16 protein-coding genes are annotated in these 19,511 nt (G+C 40.7%); 6 read left to right on the top strand and 10 right to left on the bottom strand.

The annotated features are described in order from the left end of the window. Positions 1-15: 15 nt before the first annotated feature. Together rpsP and ffh are read right to left on the bottom strand one after the other, a co-directional pair. Positions 16-264 carry a 30S ribosomal protein S16 gene (gene rpsP / locus BW139_RS05690; protein WP_008114468.1) on the bottom strand — a complete coding sequence of 83 codons (249 nt, stop codon included), beginning with the start codon at positions 262-264 and terminating at the stop codon, positions 16-18. A gap of 260 nt (positions 265-524) precedes the next feature. After that, the gene (gene ffh / locus BW139_RS05685; protein ID WP_076918957.1) at positions 525-1,904 is read right to left on the bottom strand and encodes a signal recognition particle protein; all 1,380 of its coding nucleotides are present in this window, start codon (positions 1,902-1,904) and stop codon (positions 525-527) included. A 223-nt stretch (positions 1,905-2,127) separates the two neighbouring features. On the opposite strand from ffh, the gene BW139_RS05680 reads away from it, so the two are divergent. Further along, positions 2,128-2,934, top strand: coding sequence for an inner membrane protein YpjD (locus tag BW139_RS05680; RefSeq protein WP_008464736.1), 807 nt, complete (start codon positions 2,128-2,130; stop codon positions 2,932-2,934). A gap of 61 nt (positions 2,935-2,995) precedes the next feature. After that, positions 2,996-4,264, top strand: a complete 1,269-nt coding sequence (locus BW139_RS05675; RefSeq protein WP_138956964.1) for an HlyC/CorC family transporter — start codon at positions 2,996-2,998, stop codon at positions 4,262-4,264. 56 nt (positions 4,265-4,320) lie between these two features. Here the strand turns inward: BW139_RS05675 and BW139_RS05670 are convergent, their stop codons facing one another. Both BW139_RS05670 and gshA read right to left on the bottom strand, forming a co-directional pair. After that, the gene (locus BW139_RS05670; protein ID WP_076918956.1) at positions 4,321-4,929 is read right to left on the bottom strand and encodes a hypothetical protein; all 609 of its coding nucleotides are present in this window, start codon (positions 4,927-4,929) and stop codon (positions 4,321-4,323) included. 435 nt (positions 4,930-5,364) lie between these two features. After that, positions 5,365-6,942 carry a glutamate--cysteine ligase gene (gene gshA / locus BW139_RS05665; RefSeq protein ID WP_076918955.1) on the bottom strand — a complete coding sequence of 526 codons (1,578 nt, stop codon included), beginning with the start codon at positions 6,940-6,942 and terminating at the stop codon, positions 5,365-5,367. A 427-nt stretch (positions 6,943-7,369) separates the two neighbouring features. Between gshA and BW139_RS05660 the strand changes: the two genes are divergently transcribed. Next, positions 7,370-8,917 (top strand): PAS domain-containing methyl-accepting chemotaxis protein, encoded by a 1,548-nt coding sequence (locus BW139_RS05660; protein ID WP_076918954.1) that lies wholly within the window; start codon positions 7,370-7,372, stop codon positions 8,915-8,917. A 57-nt stretch (positions 8,918-8,974) separates the two neighbouring features. Here BW139_RS05660 and clpB read toward each other — a convergent pair whose 3' ends face one another. The 3 genes from clpB to rluD form a co-directional block, all read right to left on the bottom strand. Continuing rightward, positions 8,975-11,551, bottom strand: coding sequence for an ATP-dependent chaperone ClpB (gene clpB / locus BW139_RS05655; RefSeq protein ID WP_008114452.1), 2,577 nt, complete (start codon positions 11,549-11,551; stop codon positions 8,975-8,977). A 96-nt stretch (positions 11,552-11,647) separates the two neighbouring features. Continuing rightward, complete coding sequence (gene pgeF, locus BW139_RS05650) at positions 11,648-12,379, bottom strand: peptidoglycan editing factor PgeF (RefSeq protein WP_076918953.1); 732 nt, start codon at positions 12,377-12,379, stop codon at positions 11,648-11,650. Positions 12,380-12,381: 2 nt separating this feature from the next. Continuing rightward, positions 12,382-13,359, bottom strand: a complete 978-nt coding sequence (rluD, locus tag BW139_RS05645; RefSeq protein ID WP_010391291.1) for a 23S rRNA pseudouridine(1911/1915/1917) synthase RluD — start codon at positions 13,357-13,359, stop codon at positions 12,382-12,384. A gap of 141 nt (positions 13,360-13,500) precedes the next feature. Between rluD and BW139_RS05640 the strand changes: the two genes are divergently transcribed. Further along, positions 13,501-14,265 carry an outer membrane protein assembly factor BamD gene (locus BW139_RS05640; RefSeq protein ID WP_008114446.1) on the top strand — a complete coding sequence of 255 codons (765 nt, stop codon included), beginning with the start codon at positions 13,501-13,503 and terminating at the stop codon, positions 14,263-14,265. 58 nt (positions 14,266-14,323) lie between these two features. On the opposite strand, the gene BW139_RS05635 is transcribed toward BW139_RS05640, so the two are convergent. Beyond that, entirely contained in the window at positions 14,324-14,662 is a 339-nt protein-coding gene (locus tag BW139_RS05635; protein WP_008114445.1) for a P-II family nitrogen regulator, read from the bottom strand. 156 nt (positions 14,663-14,818) lie between these two features. On the opposite strand from BW139_RS05635, the gene BW139_RS05630 reads away from it, so the two are divergent. Together BW139_RS05630 and BW139_RS05625 are read left to right on the top strand one after the other, a co-directional pair. Continuing rightward, positions 14,819-15,361 carry a GspH/FimT family pseudopilin gene (locus BW139_RS05630; protein WP_076919040.1) on the top strand — a complete coding sequence of 181 codons (543 nt, stop codon included), beginning with the start codon at positions 14,819-14,821 and terminating at the stop codon, positions 15,359-15,361. 69 nt (positions 15,362-15,430) lie between these two features. Next, positions 15,431-15,964: a GspH/FimT family protein gene (locus BW139_RS05625; protein ID WP_076918952.1), complete on the top strand. Its 534-nt coding sequence runs from the start codon at positions 15,431-15,433 to the stop codon at positions 15,962-15,964. Positions 15,965-15,973: 9 nt separating this feature from the next. Here BW139_RS05625 and BW139_RS05620 read toward each other — a convergent pair whose 3' ends face one another. Then, complete coding sequence (locus BW139_RS05620; RefSeq protein ID WP_076918951.1) at positions 15,974-16,393, bottom strand: type IV pilin protein; 420 nt, start codon at positions 16,391-16,393, stop codon at positions 15,974-15,976. A 9-nt stretch (positions 16,394-16,402) separates the two neighbouring features. Beyond that, the gene (locus BW139_RS05615; protein ID WP_076918950.1) at positions 16,403-19,510 is read right to left on the bottom strand and encodes a pilus assembly protein; all 3,108 of its coding nucleotides are present in this window, start codon (positions 19,508-19,510) and stop codon (positions 16,403-16,405) included. Position 19,511 lies beyond the last annotated feature (1 nt).

Here is a 19,511-nt window from a genome sequence, read left to right as displayed (position 1 = left end):
TTACACTTACGCCTATTAAGCCGCTTTACGAGCGTCTTTAACTAATTTAGCTACACGATCTGAAAGACCTGCGCCTTGACCTAACCAGTGCTCAACACGTGGTAAATCTAAACGAAGTTTTTCTTCTTGACCTGAAGCGATTGGGTTAAAGAAACCTACTTTCTCGATGAAGCGACCGTCACGCGAGAAACGGCTATCCGCAACCACAATTTGATAGAAAGGGCGTTTTTTAGCGCCACCACGTTGCAAACGAATAGTTACCATACCGTCCTCTAAATAGATTGACTGTTTTCATTAATAAGATTTACTCCCCAGTATGGGGAGCCGGTGAATTGTACGAGTTTTTAGCAACAATGCAAGTAAGAAGTGATGCAAAAAGCCAGTTTAGTAGATTAAACCGTGATCCAAGAAGAAAAAGCATGTGAACAAGCTATTCTGTGCATAGTTTATTCAACAATAAAGAGACGTTTTGCCTCTTTATTGATTACTTTTATCTGATATCGGAGATAATAAAAGTTAAATGATTAAAATTTCGGGCCACCGCCACCCATCATTCCCGGTGGTAACATTCCTTTCATGCCACGCATCATTTTTTGCATGCCACCTTTACCTTTCATCTTTTTCATCATTTTTTGCATTTGGGTAAACTGCTTAAGTAGCTTATTGATCTCTTGTACTTGCGTACCCGAGCCTGCTGCGATGCGCTTTTTACGCGAACCTTTAATGATCTCTGGGCGTGCACGTTCTTTTTTGGTCATAGAGCTGATAATCGCTTCCATTTGAATAAAGGTTTTATCACCCATTTGGCCTTTTACCGCATCTGGGATATTTTGCATGCCAGGCAATTTATCAAGCATCGACATCATGCCACCCATGTTTTTCATTTGCTTTAGTTGATCAGCAAAATCATCCAGGGTAAAGCCATCACCTTTAAATACTTTTTGCGCTACTTTTGCCGCTTGTTCTTTGTCTACTTTCATCTCGACTTCTTCGATTAATGAAAGTACATCACCCATGCCTAAAATACGTGAAGCAATACGGTCTGGGTGGAAAGGCTCAAGTGCATCGGTACGCTCACCAACACCCATAAACTTAATTGGCTTACCGGTAATATGACGAATAGATAACGCAGCACCACCTCGGGCATCACCATCTGTTTTAGTCAGTATCACACCGGTCAGCGGTAAGGCTTCGTCAAATGCTTTTGCAGTATTTGCCGCATCTTGACCTGTCATTGCATCAACAACGAATAGCGTTTCAATTGGATTGATTGCATGATGTAAGGCTTTAATTTCATCCATCATGTCGCTATCAACATGCAAACGGCCAGCAGTATCGACTAATACAACATCAATAAATTTCTTTTTCGCATGAGAAATTGCAGCAGTGGCAATATCCACTGGTTTTTGCGAAATATCACTTGGGAAAAATTCTACATCAACTTCTATTGCTAAGGTTTCTAATTGCTTAATTGCCGCTGGACGATACACATCGGCACTCACCACTAGCACAGACTTTTTCTTGCGCTCTTTTAAAAACTTAGCCAGCTTACCCACACTGGTTGTTTTACCCGCACCTTGAAGACCCGCCATCATCACAACAGCTGGCGGTTGCGCGTTAAGGCTTAGCTCTTCGTTAGCTTCACCCATGGCTTTTTCAAGTTCTTCACGAACAATTTTTATAAATACTTGGCCAGGGCTTAAGCTTTTAGTAACTTCAATACCCACTGCGCGTTCTTTAACTTGTTTTACAAACTCGCGAACAACAGGCAACGCCACATCGGCTTCTAAAAATGCCATTCGCACTTCACGAAGTGTATCTTTAATGTTGTCTTCAGTTAGGCGGCCACGGCCACTAATATTTTTTAGGGTTTTACCTAATCGTTCTTGGAGGTTCTCAAACATGTAACGGTTCCGAAAAGACGTTGAAATCAACTCTATTAATAAGGTCGATGTTATTAAAATTCAATTAGAAATAGTATACCGTAAATGGTGGTATACAATACAGTGCTGAAATGCTGCTTATTGAGTTTCTTTTTACAGGGTCTATGCATTTGCTTTGCTATAAAATACAATGGCTACATAACGAACACGAATTATCTGACTTCAATTAAGTGGCCAAAGCAAAATGCTGATTATTAGTTTAACTATTATTGCCAGTTTATTTTATGTGTTAGCAACGTCTCACGTGCTTTCGCGATTGTTTCATCATCAGGGGCCGAGCCAAAAAGTTACTATAATACTTAGTACTGTCGCTATTTTGGCGCACATGCTGCTATTAGTAAATTCGGTATTTAGAGCTGATGGGCAAGATTTAAGTATTGTTAATGTGGCATTACTGACTTGCTGGATTATTGTGCTGTGTGTTACCACTGTTTCTTTAAAGTTTCCCGCAACCTTGCTACTACCTGTTGTTTATGGCTTTGCTGCACTGCTAACAATTTCTAGCCTATTTATCCCTCATCATGTTTTATTACAAAGTATAAATGTAGAGCTGGCACTGGTTGCACATATATCACTGTCGTTATTAGCCTACTGTATTTTAATTATTGCCACTTTGTATGGCGTGCAGTTTTACTTTATTGATAAACGCTTAAAGCGAAAAGACTTAGCGATAGTTCACAGTCACTTACCGCCACTCATGGTGGTAGAACGCCAACTTTACCAGTTATTAAACTTAGGTACCGTATTATTAAGTGTGGCGCTCATTACCGGATTTGTATTTCTAGATGGCATGTTTGCCAAAGAGTTTATTCACAAAACAATCTTATCTCTAGTTGCTTGGGCCATTTTTGCTACGATTGCAGTTGGCCATGTAAAACGTGGTTGGCGAGGCAAAGTAGTGGTAGTGAGTATAATGATTGCCGCATTTACACTCACACTTGCTTATTTTGGTAGCCGTTTTATACAAGAAGTGGTCCTAAATAAGTTTTAACTTGACTCTGAAAGCTCACTCTAGCTTAATACGCATTGGTTTATAAAAAAAGGATCCATCGTTGGACGACATATCGACAAGTACCCTGTTTATCATATTAGGTTTATTGGTGCTTTTTTCTGCTTACTTCTCCGGGTCAGAAACCGGAATCATGTCAATCAACCGTATTCGTTTGCGACACCTCGCTAAAGAGAACCATCGTGCTGCGAAACGCGTTAGTAAATTACTGAGTCGACCAGATAGGTTGATAGGTCTGATCCTAATTGGTAATAACCTGGTTAATATTGCTGCAGCGCAGGTAGCCACCATAATAGGTATACGCTTGTATGGCGATTTAGGTATTGCTATAGCAACGGGTGCATTAACACTAGTTGTGCTAATTTTCGCTGAAGTAACGCCAAAAACACTGGCCGCCCTCTATCCTGAGCGAGTCGCTTTTCCTAGCTCTGTGATACTTAAGGGCTTGTTAAAAATACTCTTCCCATTTGTGGTAGTTGTTAACTGGATGACCAACGGCATATTACGCTTATTTGGCATTAGTGCTGCACAAATAGATGAGCACAGCATGAGTAAAGAAGAATTAAAAACCGTGCTAAATGAATCAGGTGCACTGATCCCGGCACGCCACCAAAGTATGCTGACCTCAATTTTAGATTTAGAGCAGGTTACCGTTGAAGATATTATGATACCCCGCAATGAGATTGTGGCGATTGATATCAACGATGACTGGAAAATAATTAGTAAACAGCTAACTCATGCTCAACATACTCGCGTGCTTTTATACCGCGATAACATTGATGATGCAGTGGGCTTTATTCACTCTCGTGATGCATTACGTCTTCTTACTAAAGAGCAATTCGACAAACCTTCGCTCCTTCGAGCTGTACGCGAGATATACTTTATTCCTGAGGGAACGTCGCTTAATACTCAACTGCTGAAGTTTCAGTTGTCGAAAGAACGAATTGGCATCGTTGTTGATGAATATGGCGATATACAAGGCTTAGTCACCTTAGAAGATATTCTTGAAGAGGTTGTGGGCGATTTCACCACCACTCAAACCCGTACACCAAGTGAAGAAGTAACCACACAAAGCGATGGTTCTTATATAGTTGATGGTGGTGCCAACGTGCGCGACTTAAATAAAGAAATGGGTTGGGAATTCCCATTAGATGGCCCTAAAACACTCAGTGGCCTTATTGTTGAGTATTTGGAAGATATTCCAGATGCTAACTTAAGTATTCGTATTGCGGGCTATCCGGTTGAAGTACTTGAAGTAAAAGAAAACATGATCAAACAAGTTAAAATTCAACCCAATAAACGTAAAAAATAAACCAATAAAAAAGGAGCCAAATGGCTCCTTTTTTGATTAATCTGGGTTTAGGTTAGTTAAAAGAATAAACGCTCAAACCAACCTTTGTCTAAATCATCTTCACAACGTCTTAGCTGCACACCATAACGGCTTGCACGGTGTTTTACTTTATTGGCAACGCTCATTAGCCACTTTTTCTTGCGGTAGGTGCCTCGCTTATAACCGCCCCACCCTTCATGATAATTTAGATACTGTGCGTAAGCATCCCACTTAGACACCCCATTTATTTTATGGGTTTTATAAACAAACCATGCCATAAAGTCGATCGCATCTTCAAATTCGTCTCTATCGGCACCGCTGTTACCTGTTTCACGAATATAGTCAGACCAAGTTGGCGTTTTAGCTTGAGAATAACCATAAGCATCGCTTGCACGGCCAGTTGGAATTATCCATAAAAAGTATTCCATAGGCGGTGCAGCATCATGACGAAAAGAGCTTTCTTGATACATCATGCTCATTAACACATGCTTGGGTGAGCCCCACTTATCTTGGGCGTCTTTAGCATCAAAATACCAGTCAGATTTCTCTTCAAAGATTTTACAAATATCTTCGGGTTGCTTGGGTGGCGCAGTGGCACAACCCGCTAAAGTAAGCACTAGAGATAAAGTAATAATATTTTTTTTCATTTTTTAAGATCTCACTGAACTTTTTAAAAAAGTGTGGGTCTGAATCTATGAATGCAGTAGTACAGCATTGTTTCATCCCTAAAGAATATTTACGCAGCTACTATGGGCTGCGTTTTTTTTGCCTACTACTTACTTGGGTCTGTTGACCTTTCAAGGTTGAATTTGCAGCAGTTTGTTTGGTATTTAGGCAAGGCAAAGCCTATGTGGTGTGGTTATTCCCCATAAATAGGCGATAACGCAGCATCAATGCCAAACAGGTGCTGCCCTTCGGGTTCTGCCTAGGAGCGATTTACTCTTTGTTGCCTACATGGATGTAGGTAAGGGGCGTGAGCAGGACGCGGAAGCTTTGCTCGGTTTTTACTTAGCCCACTAGGTTACAAACCTCGCGCCGCGATTAAACCGCTCCTAGTTTGAACAAATTGTAATCCGCAAAGGTCAACAGACCCTGAAATACGTATCTAAAAATGCAGTAAATGATTGATTATCGGCTTGCTCAATTGCTTTTTGAGCCTGGTAAGACTCTGCCGCTTGTTGCGCTAACCACGACTTTGAGAATTCAGTATAACTGGCTGTCTCATGGCTTTGTTTGTACTTTTGAGCAAGTGAAAGTGCGAAGTGCCCATTATCTAGCCCTGATGCTTTTAACTGCTCAACATAACGCCCTGAATAAGTTAATGTCGGATTATGCACCCACATTGCCATGCGCTTAATAGTGTTTGAGTAATAGTCAACACCGTATGCGTTATCCATCCACTTCGCAACGTCAACGAGCTGGTTAAATATTTCATCGCCCCATGACTCAAGACTGCGCGGCTCATTATTAAAATTAAGCATCAGGCCTTTTTCTCGGCCTTGGTTCACCACTGTATCAAGGTTTTCAGTGCTACGTGCTTGCTCTTGCCAATTCATAGGCGCTGAGTCTTTTAATAAACAATAGGTTAAAAATACATCTAAAAAGTGTATTTGCTCTAAATCAATGCCAACCTCACTAAATGGGTTAACATCCAATGCACGAATTTCAATATATTCTATACCCGCTCTTAGTAGTGCATCGGTGGGTGTTTCACCATTTTTAGCATTACGCTTAGGGCGGATTGGCGAGTAAAACTCGTTCTCTATTTGTAGAATATTTTTATTTAGTTGCTTTGGCTCGGCACTCGTATAGTCGTCAATACTGCCATAAATATCTGAAGGCGTATTTATGGCCTTTTTCAACCCTGCAACATACTCATCTAATGAGTTATACATTACACGTAGTGATGACTGAGCACTGTTGGTATAGCCTAGATTACCTAATCGTAGCGCAGTGCCCACTTCTAAATATAAAGTACCTTTGCCTAGCTTTTTAAACGGTAAGTCGCTTTTACGCCCTTGCAAGAATGAACTACACAATGCAGGTGACGCACCAAACATATAGCTAATTAACCACAACTCGCGTTTAAAATTGCGAATTAATGCTAAGTACCCATCAGATATAAAATCTTCAAGTTTTGCGTTGCTTTGCTTTAATGAGTGTAGTGACTGCCATAACGTTTCAGGAAAAGAAATATTAAAGTGCACGCCGGCAATCGCTTGCATCATACTACCGTAACGGTTCTTTAAACCTTCACGATATAAGGTTTTCATTTTACCAACGTTAGAATCGCCAAATTGAGCTAAGACAATATCGTCTTGATGATTTATAAAACACGGCATACTAATTGGCCACAGCAGTTCATCGTCCATATGTTCTAGGGTGAACTTTTGTAGATCTTTCAGCTGTTGTAACGTTTGCGTTGATGACTCGCTAACCGGTGTAATAAACTCAAGTAAGGACTCAGAAAAGTCAGTCGTGATATGTCCGTTGGTAAGCGCACAGCCTACGCCTTCGGGGTGAGCTTGCTTAGAAATAGAACCATTGGGTTTAATTCTTAGTGATTCTCTCTCAATACCGCGCATAATACCTTTAATAGCATGCTGATTATCTGCATTAGATAACGCGTTGAGCGTGTTCTTTAAATTATAAGTTGCCAAAAAAAAGTTTCCTCGAGCCAAGTGGCTTAATCATAAGGTTATGGGGTCTAATTACCTTTACTCAAGATTAAATGAAGAAAAAACTACATGAATTTATTAGATATAGTTTTTAATGAATTTTAAACACGCTTTGTTTCACGCTATAAAAGATAATCTTGCCATTGCCACCAGCAATATACAATTTCTTTTACATATTATTTGCCACAATCCTCTACTGCCCCCAACGCATGATTTCCCCAATACGAAAGAGTGAATCCCTTGCTAAAAGTTTGTCATAATTAAAAAATTCAATTACCCTTAAAATTGATAAAGATCATAAAAATATCAAAAAAAATGCCTTACTACTGCTATTTAAAACTTATCACTAACGTACGTTAGTTTTAGTAATTACAATAGCCATCCTAATAAAGAATGATAAAGAGTTACTATGCGTCGTAATCAAAGCTTAATAGATGAAGAGGTCACCTTTGAAGAGCACCAAGAGTTGGTTTCAACGACCGATCTTCGGGGTGTTATTACCTATGCCAATCATGAATTTTGCAGTATTGCTGGCTATGAAATGGATGAACTCATCAATAAAAACCACAATATAGTTCGCCACCCTGATATGCCTAAAGCGGCATTTAAAGAAATGTGGGACACCTTAAAGCAAGGCCATTCGTGGCGAGGTGCTGTAAAGAATTTATGTAAAGACGGCCGTTACTATTGGGTCGATGCATTTGTAACACCTATTTTCGAACATGGCCAATTGATTGGCTATCAGTCTGTGCGTGTAAAACTCTCGCAACGCGCAAAACGTAGAGCGCAGAAACTGTATGCCAAAATTAACGCTAATAAGTCACTATTTAGCTGGCGTGAGCGCACCTCACTCAGACAGGGCTTGAGCGTAGCCGGTGTTTTAGTTTGGTTAGCCAGTGTCGCTTTTTGGGGTTCTATGGCGATTGCAGCAGTTAACCTGATAGTGTGTATAATCATTTTAGCATTAAATTATGATGAGCTAATAGCGACACCTGGTACCCTAAAACAGCAAAAAATCGAGGCGGATTCAGTATCTCGTTATGTATTTAGTGGCTCACACCCTCACAGTATTAGTGATTACCGAGAGCAAATGCTTTGCGCCAAGTTAAAAACGGTACTAGGGCGTGTTAAAGACTCAACCTTGAGTTTTAATACTATTGCCCAAGGCTTAGATCAGCAATCGACGCTAACCGAGCAAGGAATTTCTTCTCAGGGAACTCAGCTTGAGCAAATAGCCACTGCGATGTCACAAATGAGCACCACGATTGGTGAAATTTCTAATAATACCAATAATACCGCAGATAAAGTGGGGATCACCTATCAAAGCTGCTCTGATATAAAAAATCATATTGCCGATAACAGCAAGATGGTATCTGATTTAGCAGTACAAGTTGAGCAAGCGGCAACCACAGCCACAGGACTTGCCTCTGAGGCCGATAAAATTGGTCAGGTAATGAGTGAAATAGAAGGCATTGCAGAACAAACCAATTTGTTAGCACTTAACGCAGCAATTGAAGCTGCCCGAGCTGGTGAGCATGGTCGAGGTTTTGCGGTGGTCGCTGATGAAGTACGCGCACTGTCTTCACGTACTCAAAACGCCACAGCTCAAATTCACAGCTCAATTAAAGAGATTCAAGATACTTTGTTTAGCTGGTCTAAAATCATGCAGAGCACAAAACAACAAGCCGATGACTGTGTTAACACCACAGGGCAAACACAACAAGAGCTGGATAGTATCTTTACTCAAATTAGTGAAATTTCACAACTTGCTACCGATATTTCAGCCGCCGCAGAGCAACAACAGGTGGTAAGTAGAGATATTGGCAGCAATGTTGAAAAAATTAAAGGTTTGGGGGATGACAATTTACAACTCAGTTATAGCGTAGCGCATGGCGCTGCTGAATTGGTGGAAGGCTCACGAAAAGTAAATGATTTACTGCTTACCTTTAAAGTTTAACAATAAGATTTAAAATCAAACAAGCCGCTGTTAACAGCGGCTTGTTTATTTGTGTAATTAACGACTAGTAAATACTAAGCCTTCTGCATTCGCATCAATAACAATGATAGAACCGGGTTGAAAATCATTATTAAGCAGCTTCTGTGCTAATGGGTTTTCAATGGTCTGTTGTATAGCGCGCTTAAGTGGGCGAGCGCCATAAACAGGATCAAAGCCACTGGCTGCAATTCGCTCAAGCGCAGCATCAGTCAATTCCAGTAAATAACCCATCTCTGTTAATCGTTCACGCAGCTTACTTAACTGAATATCAGCAATTTCTTTAATATGACTATGTGCCAACGGATGGAACACTACTGTTTCATCAATACGGTTAATAAATTCAGGCCTAAACTCGTTATGCAGCACACCCATCACTTTATTTTTCAGCTCATCGTAGTCATTATTGCCCGCTTGCTCTTGGATAATATCTGAGCCAAGGTTTGAGGTCATAATAATTACGCTGTTTTTAAAGTCGACAGTACGGCCTTGTCCATCTGTTAAGCGTCCATCATCAAGAACTTGTAATAAAATATTAAACACATCTGGGTGCGCCTTTTCTATTTCATCCAACAAAATAACCGAGTACGGCTTCCGACGAACAGCTTCCGTTAAGTAGCCACCTTCTTCGTAACCTACATAACCGGGAGGCGCACCGACTAAACGCGCAACTGAGTGTTTTTCCATAAACTCAGACATATCAATGCGTACCATGGCACTTTCGGTGTCAAACATATAGCCAGCCAACGCTTTTGTTAACTCTGTTTTACCCACCCCTGTTGGCCCTAAGAATAAAAATGAGCCAATAGGACGATTCGGATCAGCAAGTCCTGCACGCGAACGACGGATGGCATTGGCCACCGCAACCACCGCTTCATCTTGCCCTATCACTTTATTGTGCAATTGCTCTTCCATTTGCAATAGTTTTTCACGTTCACCTTGAAGCATACGTGCCACCGGAATGCCGGTCCAACGTGATAGAATTTCGGCAATTTCGTCTTCGCCCACTTGGTTTTTAAGTAAGCTCATTTCTTGCATTTCGGCTTGCGATGCTAAATCAAGCTTACGCTCAAGCTCGGGAATACGGCCATATTGCAGCTCTGACATACGCTGTAAATCGCTTGCTCTGCGTGCCACTTCTAAATCAAGTCGTGCCTGTTCAAGCTCTGCTTTAATGACTTGCGTACCTTGCAAAGAGGCTTTTTCAGCATTCCATACTTCATCAAGCTCACGGTATTGCACTTCAAGCTCAGTGATCAGCTCAACCATTTCTGCACGGCGCTTTTGACTGGCCTCGTCTTTTTCTTTAGCCAAGGCGTTATCTTCAATTTTTAACTGAATGATACGACGCTCTAGCTTATCTAAGGCTTCAGGTTTTGAATCAATTTGCAGCCGAATAGATGAGCCCGCTTCATCAATTAAATCAATTGCTTTATCAGGCAATTGGCGATCACTAATATAGCGATGTGATAACTGTGCTGCAGCAACAATTGCCGGATCGGTGATCTCCACTGAATGGTGCAATTCGTAGCGCTCTTTTAGGCCACGTAATATAGCAATAGTGTCTTCAACCGATGGCTCTTCAATTAATACTTTTTGAAAACGACGCTCAAGCGCAGCATCTTTTTCAATGTATTTACGGTATTCATCCAGCGTTGTAGCCCCTACACAATGGAGTTCACCGCGTGCTAGTGCAGGCTTTAACATATTACCCGCATCCATGGCGCCATCACTTTTGCCAGCACCAACAATGGTATGAATTTCATCAATAAACAAAATTACTTGGCCTTCTTCTTTGGCCAACTCATTGAGTACTGATTTTAAACGCTCTTCAAACTCACCGCGGTATTTGGCTCCCGCAACTAATGCACCCAAATCAAGTGAGAGTACGCGTTTATTTTTTAAGCCCTCTGGAACTTCACCATTAATAATACGTTGTGCAAGCCCTTCGGCAATTGCGGTTTTACCCACCCCAGGCTCACCAATTAACACAGGGTTATTTTTGGTGCGACGTTGTAATACTTGGATGGTGCGACGAATTTCATCATCACGGCCAATTACAGGGTCAAGCTTACCTTGCTCTGCCCGCTCAGTTAGATCAATAGTATACTTTTCAAGTGCTTGACGAGTTTCTTCAGCATTAGGGTCATCAACTTTTTGACCACCGCGAATTGCCTCTATAGCAGTTTCAACTTTGTTAGCAGTGATATTAAGTGCTTTAAATACACTGCCAAGCGGTCCTTTATCCTCGCATGCAACTAATACAAACAGTTCGCTTGAGATATATTTATCTTTGCGTTTTTGGGCGTACTTATCACATAAATTAATAAGTGAAACCATGTTGTTTGACAATTGTACATCGCCACCAACACCCTCCACTTTAAATAATTTTTCTATCTCTTGAGAGAGTTTGGTATTGAGCTCGTCAACGCTAATGCCCATTTGTGCAAACAAAGCACGCACACTTGAGCCGCTTTGCTTTAATAAAGCATACATAAGGTGAACGGGTTCAATAAATTGATGATCGCGACCTAGCGCTAATGATTGCGCATCTGAAAGCGCAGACTGAAATTTACTTGTAAATCTATCTAAACGCATGAGGGTTTACCTATAAAAAAACGAATTACTTAATAAATGGGTATGTTAGCGGGTTTGTTCAAGGTATTGAGGGAAAAATAATCACTTAATGGTTATTTACTTGCGCCAGATCAAACTTACCATACGACCGGTTTGGCCATCTCGTCGATAAGAAAAAAACTGATTATCTTGAGAAAAAGTACAGTATTCACCACCACTAATATTCACAACACCCCGTTGGTTTAGCAAAATACGCGCTATATGATAAATATCAGCTAAATATTTATCGTTATTTTGAGGTTTAAACGCGTCGTGCAAAGCAGGATTATTGGCTGTAAATATTGAAACAACCTCTTGGCCGACTTCAAATCGATTAGCCCCTATTGCAGGACCTAACCAAGCATGTAAGTTCGTTGGTGCATGTTTAAAATAGCTAACTGTATTACTAATGATTCCTTGCGCTAACCCTCGCCAACCGGCGTGAATGGCAGCCACTTCTTGGCCATCGCTTGAGGTAAGTAAAATAGGTAAACAGTCAGCGGTCATTATAGCTAAAGGTTGATTGCTTAACTGCGTATAAAGCGCATCCCCCGTCAGAGTTTGTTTAGCGTCAAACCCTTCATCCACTCTAATTACGTCGGCGCTATGAACCTGATTTAACCAAACAGCCGGGTTAGGTAAGTGGGTATTTACATGCGCTCGATTGGTTAATACATCTTGGCGGTTATCACCTACATGCAATCCTAAATTCAAGCTATCAAATGGTGGCTTTGATACGCCTCCATCCCGTGTAGTACTCAATGTGCCTACACCCTGAATAGATTGCCATGTAGCTGATAAGCCAGACATAATTAACTAGCTATGTCTGGATTTGCTTTTGTATCTTCGCGCAATGCTTGAGTCATCTGAACCATATCATCAGGGATAGGTGCTTGCCAGGTCATCATTTCACCGGTAATTGGATGAGCAATGCTTAATTTAACGGCATGCAGCGCTTGACGCTTAAAGCTACGCAGTAACTCAAACAGCTCAGGCGTTGCCCCTTTTGGTGGACGAGGACGGCCGCCATAAGATTGATCGCCAATTAAGGGATGATTTAAGTACGCCATATGCACGCGAATTTGGTGCGTACGTCCGGTTTCAAGGCGTAAACGCAAACGAGTATGAGCACGGAACTTTTCTGCTACACGGTAATGCGTAATCGCAGGTTTACCCATTTCATGAACAGCCATGTGCGTACGCTGAGTTGGATGACGGCCAATCGCTTTTTCAACCATACCACCGGCAGTCATAGTACCATTACATAACGCTTCATATTCACGTGTGAAATTTTCGCGCTTTTGTAAGGCTTTAACCAAATGAGTTTGAGCTTGAATGGTTTTAGCTACAACCATTAAGCCGGTTGTGTCTTTATCAAGACGATGCACTATACCCGCTCGTGGTACGTTGATAATGTCTGGGAAGTGATGAAGTAATGCATTTAACACAGTACCGTCAGGGTTACCTGCACCAGGATGAACCACTAATCCCATTGGTTTATTGATCACTAAAATATCATCGTCTTCATAAACGATGTTTAATTTGATATCTTGTGCTTCGTATTCACGAGGTGCTTCTATTGTTGTTTCAACAGCTACAACTTCACCACCGAGTAATTTTTCACGCGGGGTGTTGAAAATTTCGCCGTCAACGGTGATTTTATCATCTAAAATCCACGTTTTTATCCGTGATCGTGAATAATCAGGGAACAATTGTGCTAATACTTGGTCTAGACGTTTACCACCTAAGTCTGTTGGGACCTCGGCTTGGAGAGATATTTGCTCTGACATTAGTAACTTTACCCAATTTACCAGTGCAAGCTTTGCTTGACTGGGTTAGAATCGCTTTTAATAAAAGCATAACATAATACGCATAGTTTACTCGGTTTTACCCACTTGGCCTAGCCGAAGACATCGAAGGTAACAAATAAAATGATAAATAAAATAGGGAAACGTGCATTCGCCATTGTTTTTTCAGTTTCAGTGCTTAGTTTAGGGGCTTGTTCGTCTGCGCCTGACCAAGAAGACATTCAACGAGTACCTAACAGATCAGCACAAGCTCTATACGAAGATGCAAAACAAACGCTTGATTCTGGTTTATACGCACGTGCAATTGAACTGTTAGCGGCAATTGATTCTCGCTACCCGTTTGGCCCGTTTTCAAAGCAAGTACAGATGGATTTAGTGTACGCACATTACCAATCAGGTAATACAGAGCAGGCACTTGCTACCATTGACCGTTTTATTCGCTTAAACCCAAATCACAAAGATTTAGATTACATGTACTACATGCGTGGCTTGGTTAATATTAAAGCGGATAAAAATGCTTTCCAAGAGTACTTTGGTGTAGATAGAGCAGACAGAGACGCTAAACGTACCCGTGTAGCCTATACCGACCTATCAACCTTAGTTAAACGTTTTCCGCAAAGTGATTATGCGCCAGAAGCAAAACGTCGTTTAGTTTGGCTATTAAATCGCATGGCACGTTATGAGCTAAAAGTTGCGACTTACTATTATGAACGTGAAGCTTATTTAGCAGCCGCGAATCGCGGTAAGTTTGTGGTAGAGCATTACTCGCAAAGTAGCTACTTGGATGCGGCATTAGCCATGATGGAAAAAAGCTACGATAAGCTTGGATTAACTGAATTAAGTGAGAATGCAGCGCAAACGCGTAAATTCAATAGCAGAAATAAATGATACGAAAAAGGCGCTACTTTCAAATAAAAGTAGCGCCTTTTTTTACTCAAGACTACGATTATATCGCGTCTTCATCCTCTTCTGCGGTACGAATACGCACAACACGCTCTACCTCAGTAACAAATATTTTACCATCACCAATTTTGCCTGTTTGTGCGGTTTTAACAATCACATCAATAGCGCGTTCCACATCTTCATCACCAAGCACAATATCTAGCTTTACCTTAGGTAAAAAATCAACCATGTACTCTGCGCCACGGTATAGCTCGGTGTGGCCTTTTTGACGTCCAAACCCTTTTACTTCACTTACTGTCATACCCGTAATGCCAACATCAGATAGTGCTTCGCGCACATCATCGAGCTTAAACGGTTTAATGATTGCTTCTATTTTTTTCATATTAGTTACTTTTGAAAGCCTCAGTTGCCTCGATTTTAGACAATCATGAGGTTCATAGCAAACAAAGTGATTGAATAGCACAGGTGAAAAATAATCATGGTATGATTATCCTCATAAATAATGCTTAGCTTAAAACAACTAATTATTGAGATTCATATGAAAACTAAACACCGTGGATTTACCTTATTAGAATTAATGGTCACCGTGGCCATTGTTGGCATTATTGCCTCTATTGCTTTGTGGAACAGTGGCGATATGCTGGAAGAAAACCGTGGGGAAAACTTTTTATTGGAACTAAAGCGCAATATTAGTTATGCACGTTCACAAGCAGCCAGTACTGACGAAATAGTCATTGTATGTGCAGCCTCAAAAACAAAAGTAAAAAACAATGACGATACTCTTACATGCACGGATGGATGGGATGTTGATAAAATAGTAATTACCTTCATTGATGCAAATAATGATGGTCAATATGATAAGGCAACAGATAGCCTTATCAGAGTAATGGAAGAAATTAGCCCCAATGATCGTATTTCATTTGCAGATACCAGCATACGATTTAATTCCAGCGGACGTATTACCACAACGCCAGGCAATTTCATTTTTTGCCCTAATAATGGCACTGAGAATAATAAGGCTTTAACGCTATCACTATCGGGAACCGCCTTTTATGTTGGCGACACCAAAAGCAGTTGTTAATCGCTATTTTGTAGTTTGCTAATTATTGTCTAAACTTTAATCATGGACGGATAAAGCAAGGCTTCAGGGATGAGGTTAAATACAGGTTATCACCCACATAGTGGCTTTACACTAATTGAGCTCATGGTAGCAATTGTGGTTTTTGTGATCGTAGCGCAAATTTCACTCTGGTTTTTTGCCGACTTTTTAGCGAAAAACCGAGCTGACAATCAAATCTCTTTACTACACCGAAATATTAATTTTGCACGCCTTTACGCTATAGAGCATGACAGCTACGTAACGCTGTGCGCTTTAAAAGATAAACAGTGTTCAGAGGGTGAGTGGCACACGGGTGTGTCTCTTTTTATTGATAATGATAGGTCAACATCACTTGATGATGATGAACTGTTAATTAGTACTTTTGAGTATACTCATAATGCCGATACGTTAGAGTATCCTCGTACCGCCATTACTTTTAGGCCTGATGGCTCGTTAAATGGATTTCAGAACGGCACTTTCGTGTATTGCCCAAATAGTGATAAAGCAAGCCTTGAGGGGCTTGCTTTGTCTATTAGTCAAACAGGTCGAATAAGAATAAAATCTACCAACAAATGCCAACAATAAGCGCTGTGTTTATCGACCCCAGCAATAGTTAATGTCGGTATCGCCTTTACTACCTGTTGCTCCTTTTAAACCTACGTCATTAATGGTTAGTGACGTACAATCAGCATCACCTTTTACAGCGCCTGCAATCGGCTTGGCGGTGACAGTAAATGCATTATTATCAACCACTTTAATTGTTAGTTCAAAACTACCATTTTCAGTTTTATTATTTATCCCTAAGTCATCAAACGAGGCTGTATAAGCACGGTTATCAACAAAATACTGTTCTTGCTTGTTTGCCGCATCTAAAAGCGCTGATGCGGCCTCTGCACGTGATGCCCTTTTTACATACTCACTGTAATTAGGCACTGCAATTGCGGCGATAATGCCAACAATGGCCACGGCTATCATTAATTCAATTAAGGTAAATCCTTGTTGTTTTTTACTCATTAATAATCCCTAATTACCCTCGTCATTTTCTTCACGTTTATAAATATAAGTCTGCTGTGTTCTAAAGCCAAAACCAACGGAGTCATCGTTTACCAACTGGATTTTTTTATCGACAACTTTTAAGCCTGGTCCCGTTATTTCTAGCGGCTTTAACGGGTTCGCTGTTTCACTGCCATTAATACCTGGACCAATCAGGTAAAACTGACTTTTTACATTTTCATTGGTATTGTCATCACACTTACCGTCGCTATTTCCATCAGCACAGCTATCACCAAAATAAAGCTGAGGCGTATCTGGCATCTCGTAACTTGTTTTAAATTTTAAGTTGTCATACACCTTAGTGCCGTAATGTAAGTGAAACGCATAGAGCGAGCCGCCACCTGCACCTAATGAACATTGGTTACTCGAAGCCCCAGTAGAGCCAGGTGTAAACGAAGTGAAATAAGCCACACCGCCAACAACAGTTGCCGCTGCGAGTGATTTTTCACCGCTATTTAATTTATAACGCCATCCTTTAAAGTCATTAGATAGCTGGGCTTCTAATGCATTAAAGTCGCCCACATTATCCAGCGCTTTGCCAAATAAGTCTTCGTTCATTGACATTAAATCATTCGGCACAATTGCAGCGGGTGCATTATTTTTGAATGATTTAGTGATGGTATTCTCATCCCTAACCATAAATAGCTGATCAGCACTGTTACTCTTTAAAGGGTTTGAGCGATTACCACTACCAATAAGTACCGCATCATAGGGTGTATCTAACCGTGAAGTTACCCCTTTACTAATAGTCACTTTACTAAACACGGTTCTTGCCACTACCGGCTTATAAAAGAAACGTCTGTCGGTATCAGCACCTAACTCAGCGAGTTTGTAATGACTAAATGCGTTAGTGCTGGTTCCAGGCATATCGATACGCCACACCCCGCCACCAGTATCGGCAGCATAAATTCTGTCAATATAACCATCATAATCTGAATCGAGTAAACTAACGTCAGCAGCAATACTGTGCTTGCCTTTAAAAGCATTATCACTTCTAAGTGACCATACTTTCTCACCGGTTTTAGCTTTTACAATATAAACATCGCGACCCATTGTATCGGCATCTCGAGTGATGTCTTTACTGGTATCGTAGCCTGCGCCAAATACCAGTAAAGGCTCATCACCCCATGCTTTAATGTAAGCTATTTGTGGTTTAGACCATGTTTGCCCTAATTCCTCAAAACCTTTATCGCCACCTTTAATTGGACTCTTCCACAGTTTTTTAGGGGTATCTGGATCAGAAATATCAAAAGCATAATAATTACGACCACCACGGCGCATACCGGCTATAGCCCACACTTCATCTCCGCTGCTGGCATTGATAGTGCCATCATTTAGGCCTTCACTATTTAAACTTTTATTGTTGAAATAAACACTAATAGGTCCGTCCATCCCATATTCTTTGCCTTTTTCTTTTGAACGCAAAGGGTTAAGAATTGAATACAGGGCTGAGGGGATAAATGCCCAACTTTCTTCTACCTTATTATTTTTGCTATCGTCTTTGAACATATGCAAAAACCCTGCATTTGTCCCAATTAGAATGCGTACATCATTATTACCATAATCGATAGCCAACGGTTTAGAATGTAACGGATCGCCAAAAATGTCGTTGCGTTTGTCCTGTGAAGAGCCATCGCCATCTTCATCGTCAACATCAATACCACGTGCCCAATTTATTGTGCTTTCAAGCTGTACATCACTAACAAGCAGATCATCTACTGATGGCTTATTCTTTTGCTTATTAACAATATTGAAGACTTCACTTATCGTATCGTAATCAAAATTAATTAGCTGTCCTGATGGACCATCAGAAAATAATTTTCGCTCTTTGCTGCTGCTAGCAAGCGCAGCATTCACGCCCCCTTGTTTTACAGCATTACCATCTGCTGCACTATCAGCATCTGGCCAAAAGGTATGCGCGTTTTTATCGATTAGACCGTTGCTATCAAGTGCTTTTACGCCTTTGGTATCGACTATTTTATTACCTGACACTTCTAGCTTTTTCAAGTTACCTTGCCAACGAGTACCAATTTCGGGATAAAACATTGTGAAGTAAATTGCGTTTTTACTGCGTGTTTGGTCAACGTTATTACTGGCAAACGACGGTGAAGTAAATGAGCTGTTTTCTTCTCGTATTTGTGAAATTGTTTGATTTAACGCCTTAGAAAGTTCATCGGCTGTATCAGCATGAAGGTACTTACCTCCACCCACTCTGGCTGTCATATCGAGGAGATCTTTACCTCCTTGACTCATGCCCGTACCAAAACCAATGGTATATACTCTCGCGGTATCAACTATGTCTGGCGTTTCAGAGAACAAATCAACTTGCGTTTGTTTGGTACCGTGTAAAATTTTTGCTAGGGCAACTAAGTAACTATTTTTGTACTCACCTGACTCAAAAGGAATAGCATCAATAAAAATTGAGTTATGTAGCTTTTTTATATTACTGTTTCTGTCGCTATCGTTACTTGGATCGCCGTCGGTCATTAAGATCACATTAATCGAGTTATCACAACGCAGCAATTCTTTGTTGCCTTTGTCATCATTTCGAAATGGTGATTTGTAGTATTTGTTGTTATCTACTGCTTTGTCACGGTCCTGAATACCGTCTGCGAAGTCTATTTGTTGGCCTGTCATGTAGAGATAGGCTTCCCATAATGTTTCCGTAATTGGTGTCGCGCCATCAGCGGGCAAATCATCAACTGCTTTTAATATTTTTGTATTGTTACTGTGAATACGCGACAACACATAGCCGCCATCACTGCCTGCAAATCGCATCAAACCAAAATCAACATCCTTGTTACTGTTAACTAAATTCTTCACTGCATTTTGGGCAACATTTAAGCGATTATCATCACACAATATCCATCGTCTATTGTAGTTGTCATAACCACAATCATTACCAGTCAAAGTAGAAAAAGCCATACTGCCGGAAGTATCAAACACAATCAAAACACGTGCATTTTCATCTGTTTGAACATTATGGTTAACATATAACTCTATATCTTCGGCTACTGCAGGTGCGCTCGCAGCTAAGCCAAGTAATACAGGTAACATATTCTTTAATTTAAATTTCATC

It is taken from the genome of Pseudoalteromonas sp. SK18, from assembly GCF_001974855.1.
In the GTDB taxonomy this organism is placed as follows: Bacteria; Pseudomonadota; Gammaproteobacteria; order Enterobacterales; family Alteromonadaceae; genus Pseudoalteromonas.
This window is presented reverse-complemented; position numbering and strand designations above follow the sequence as displayed.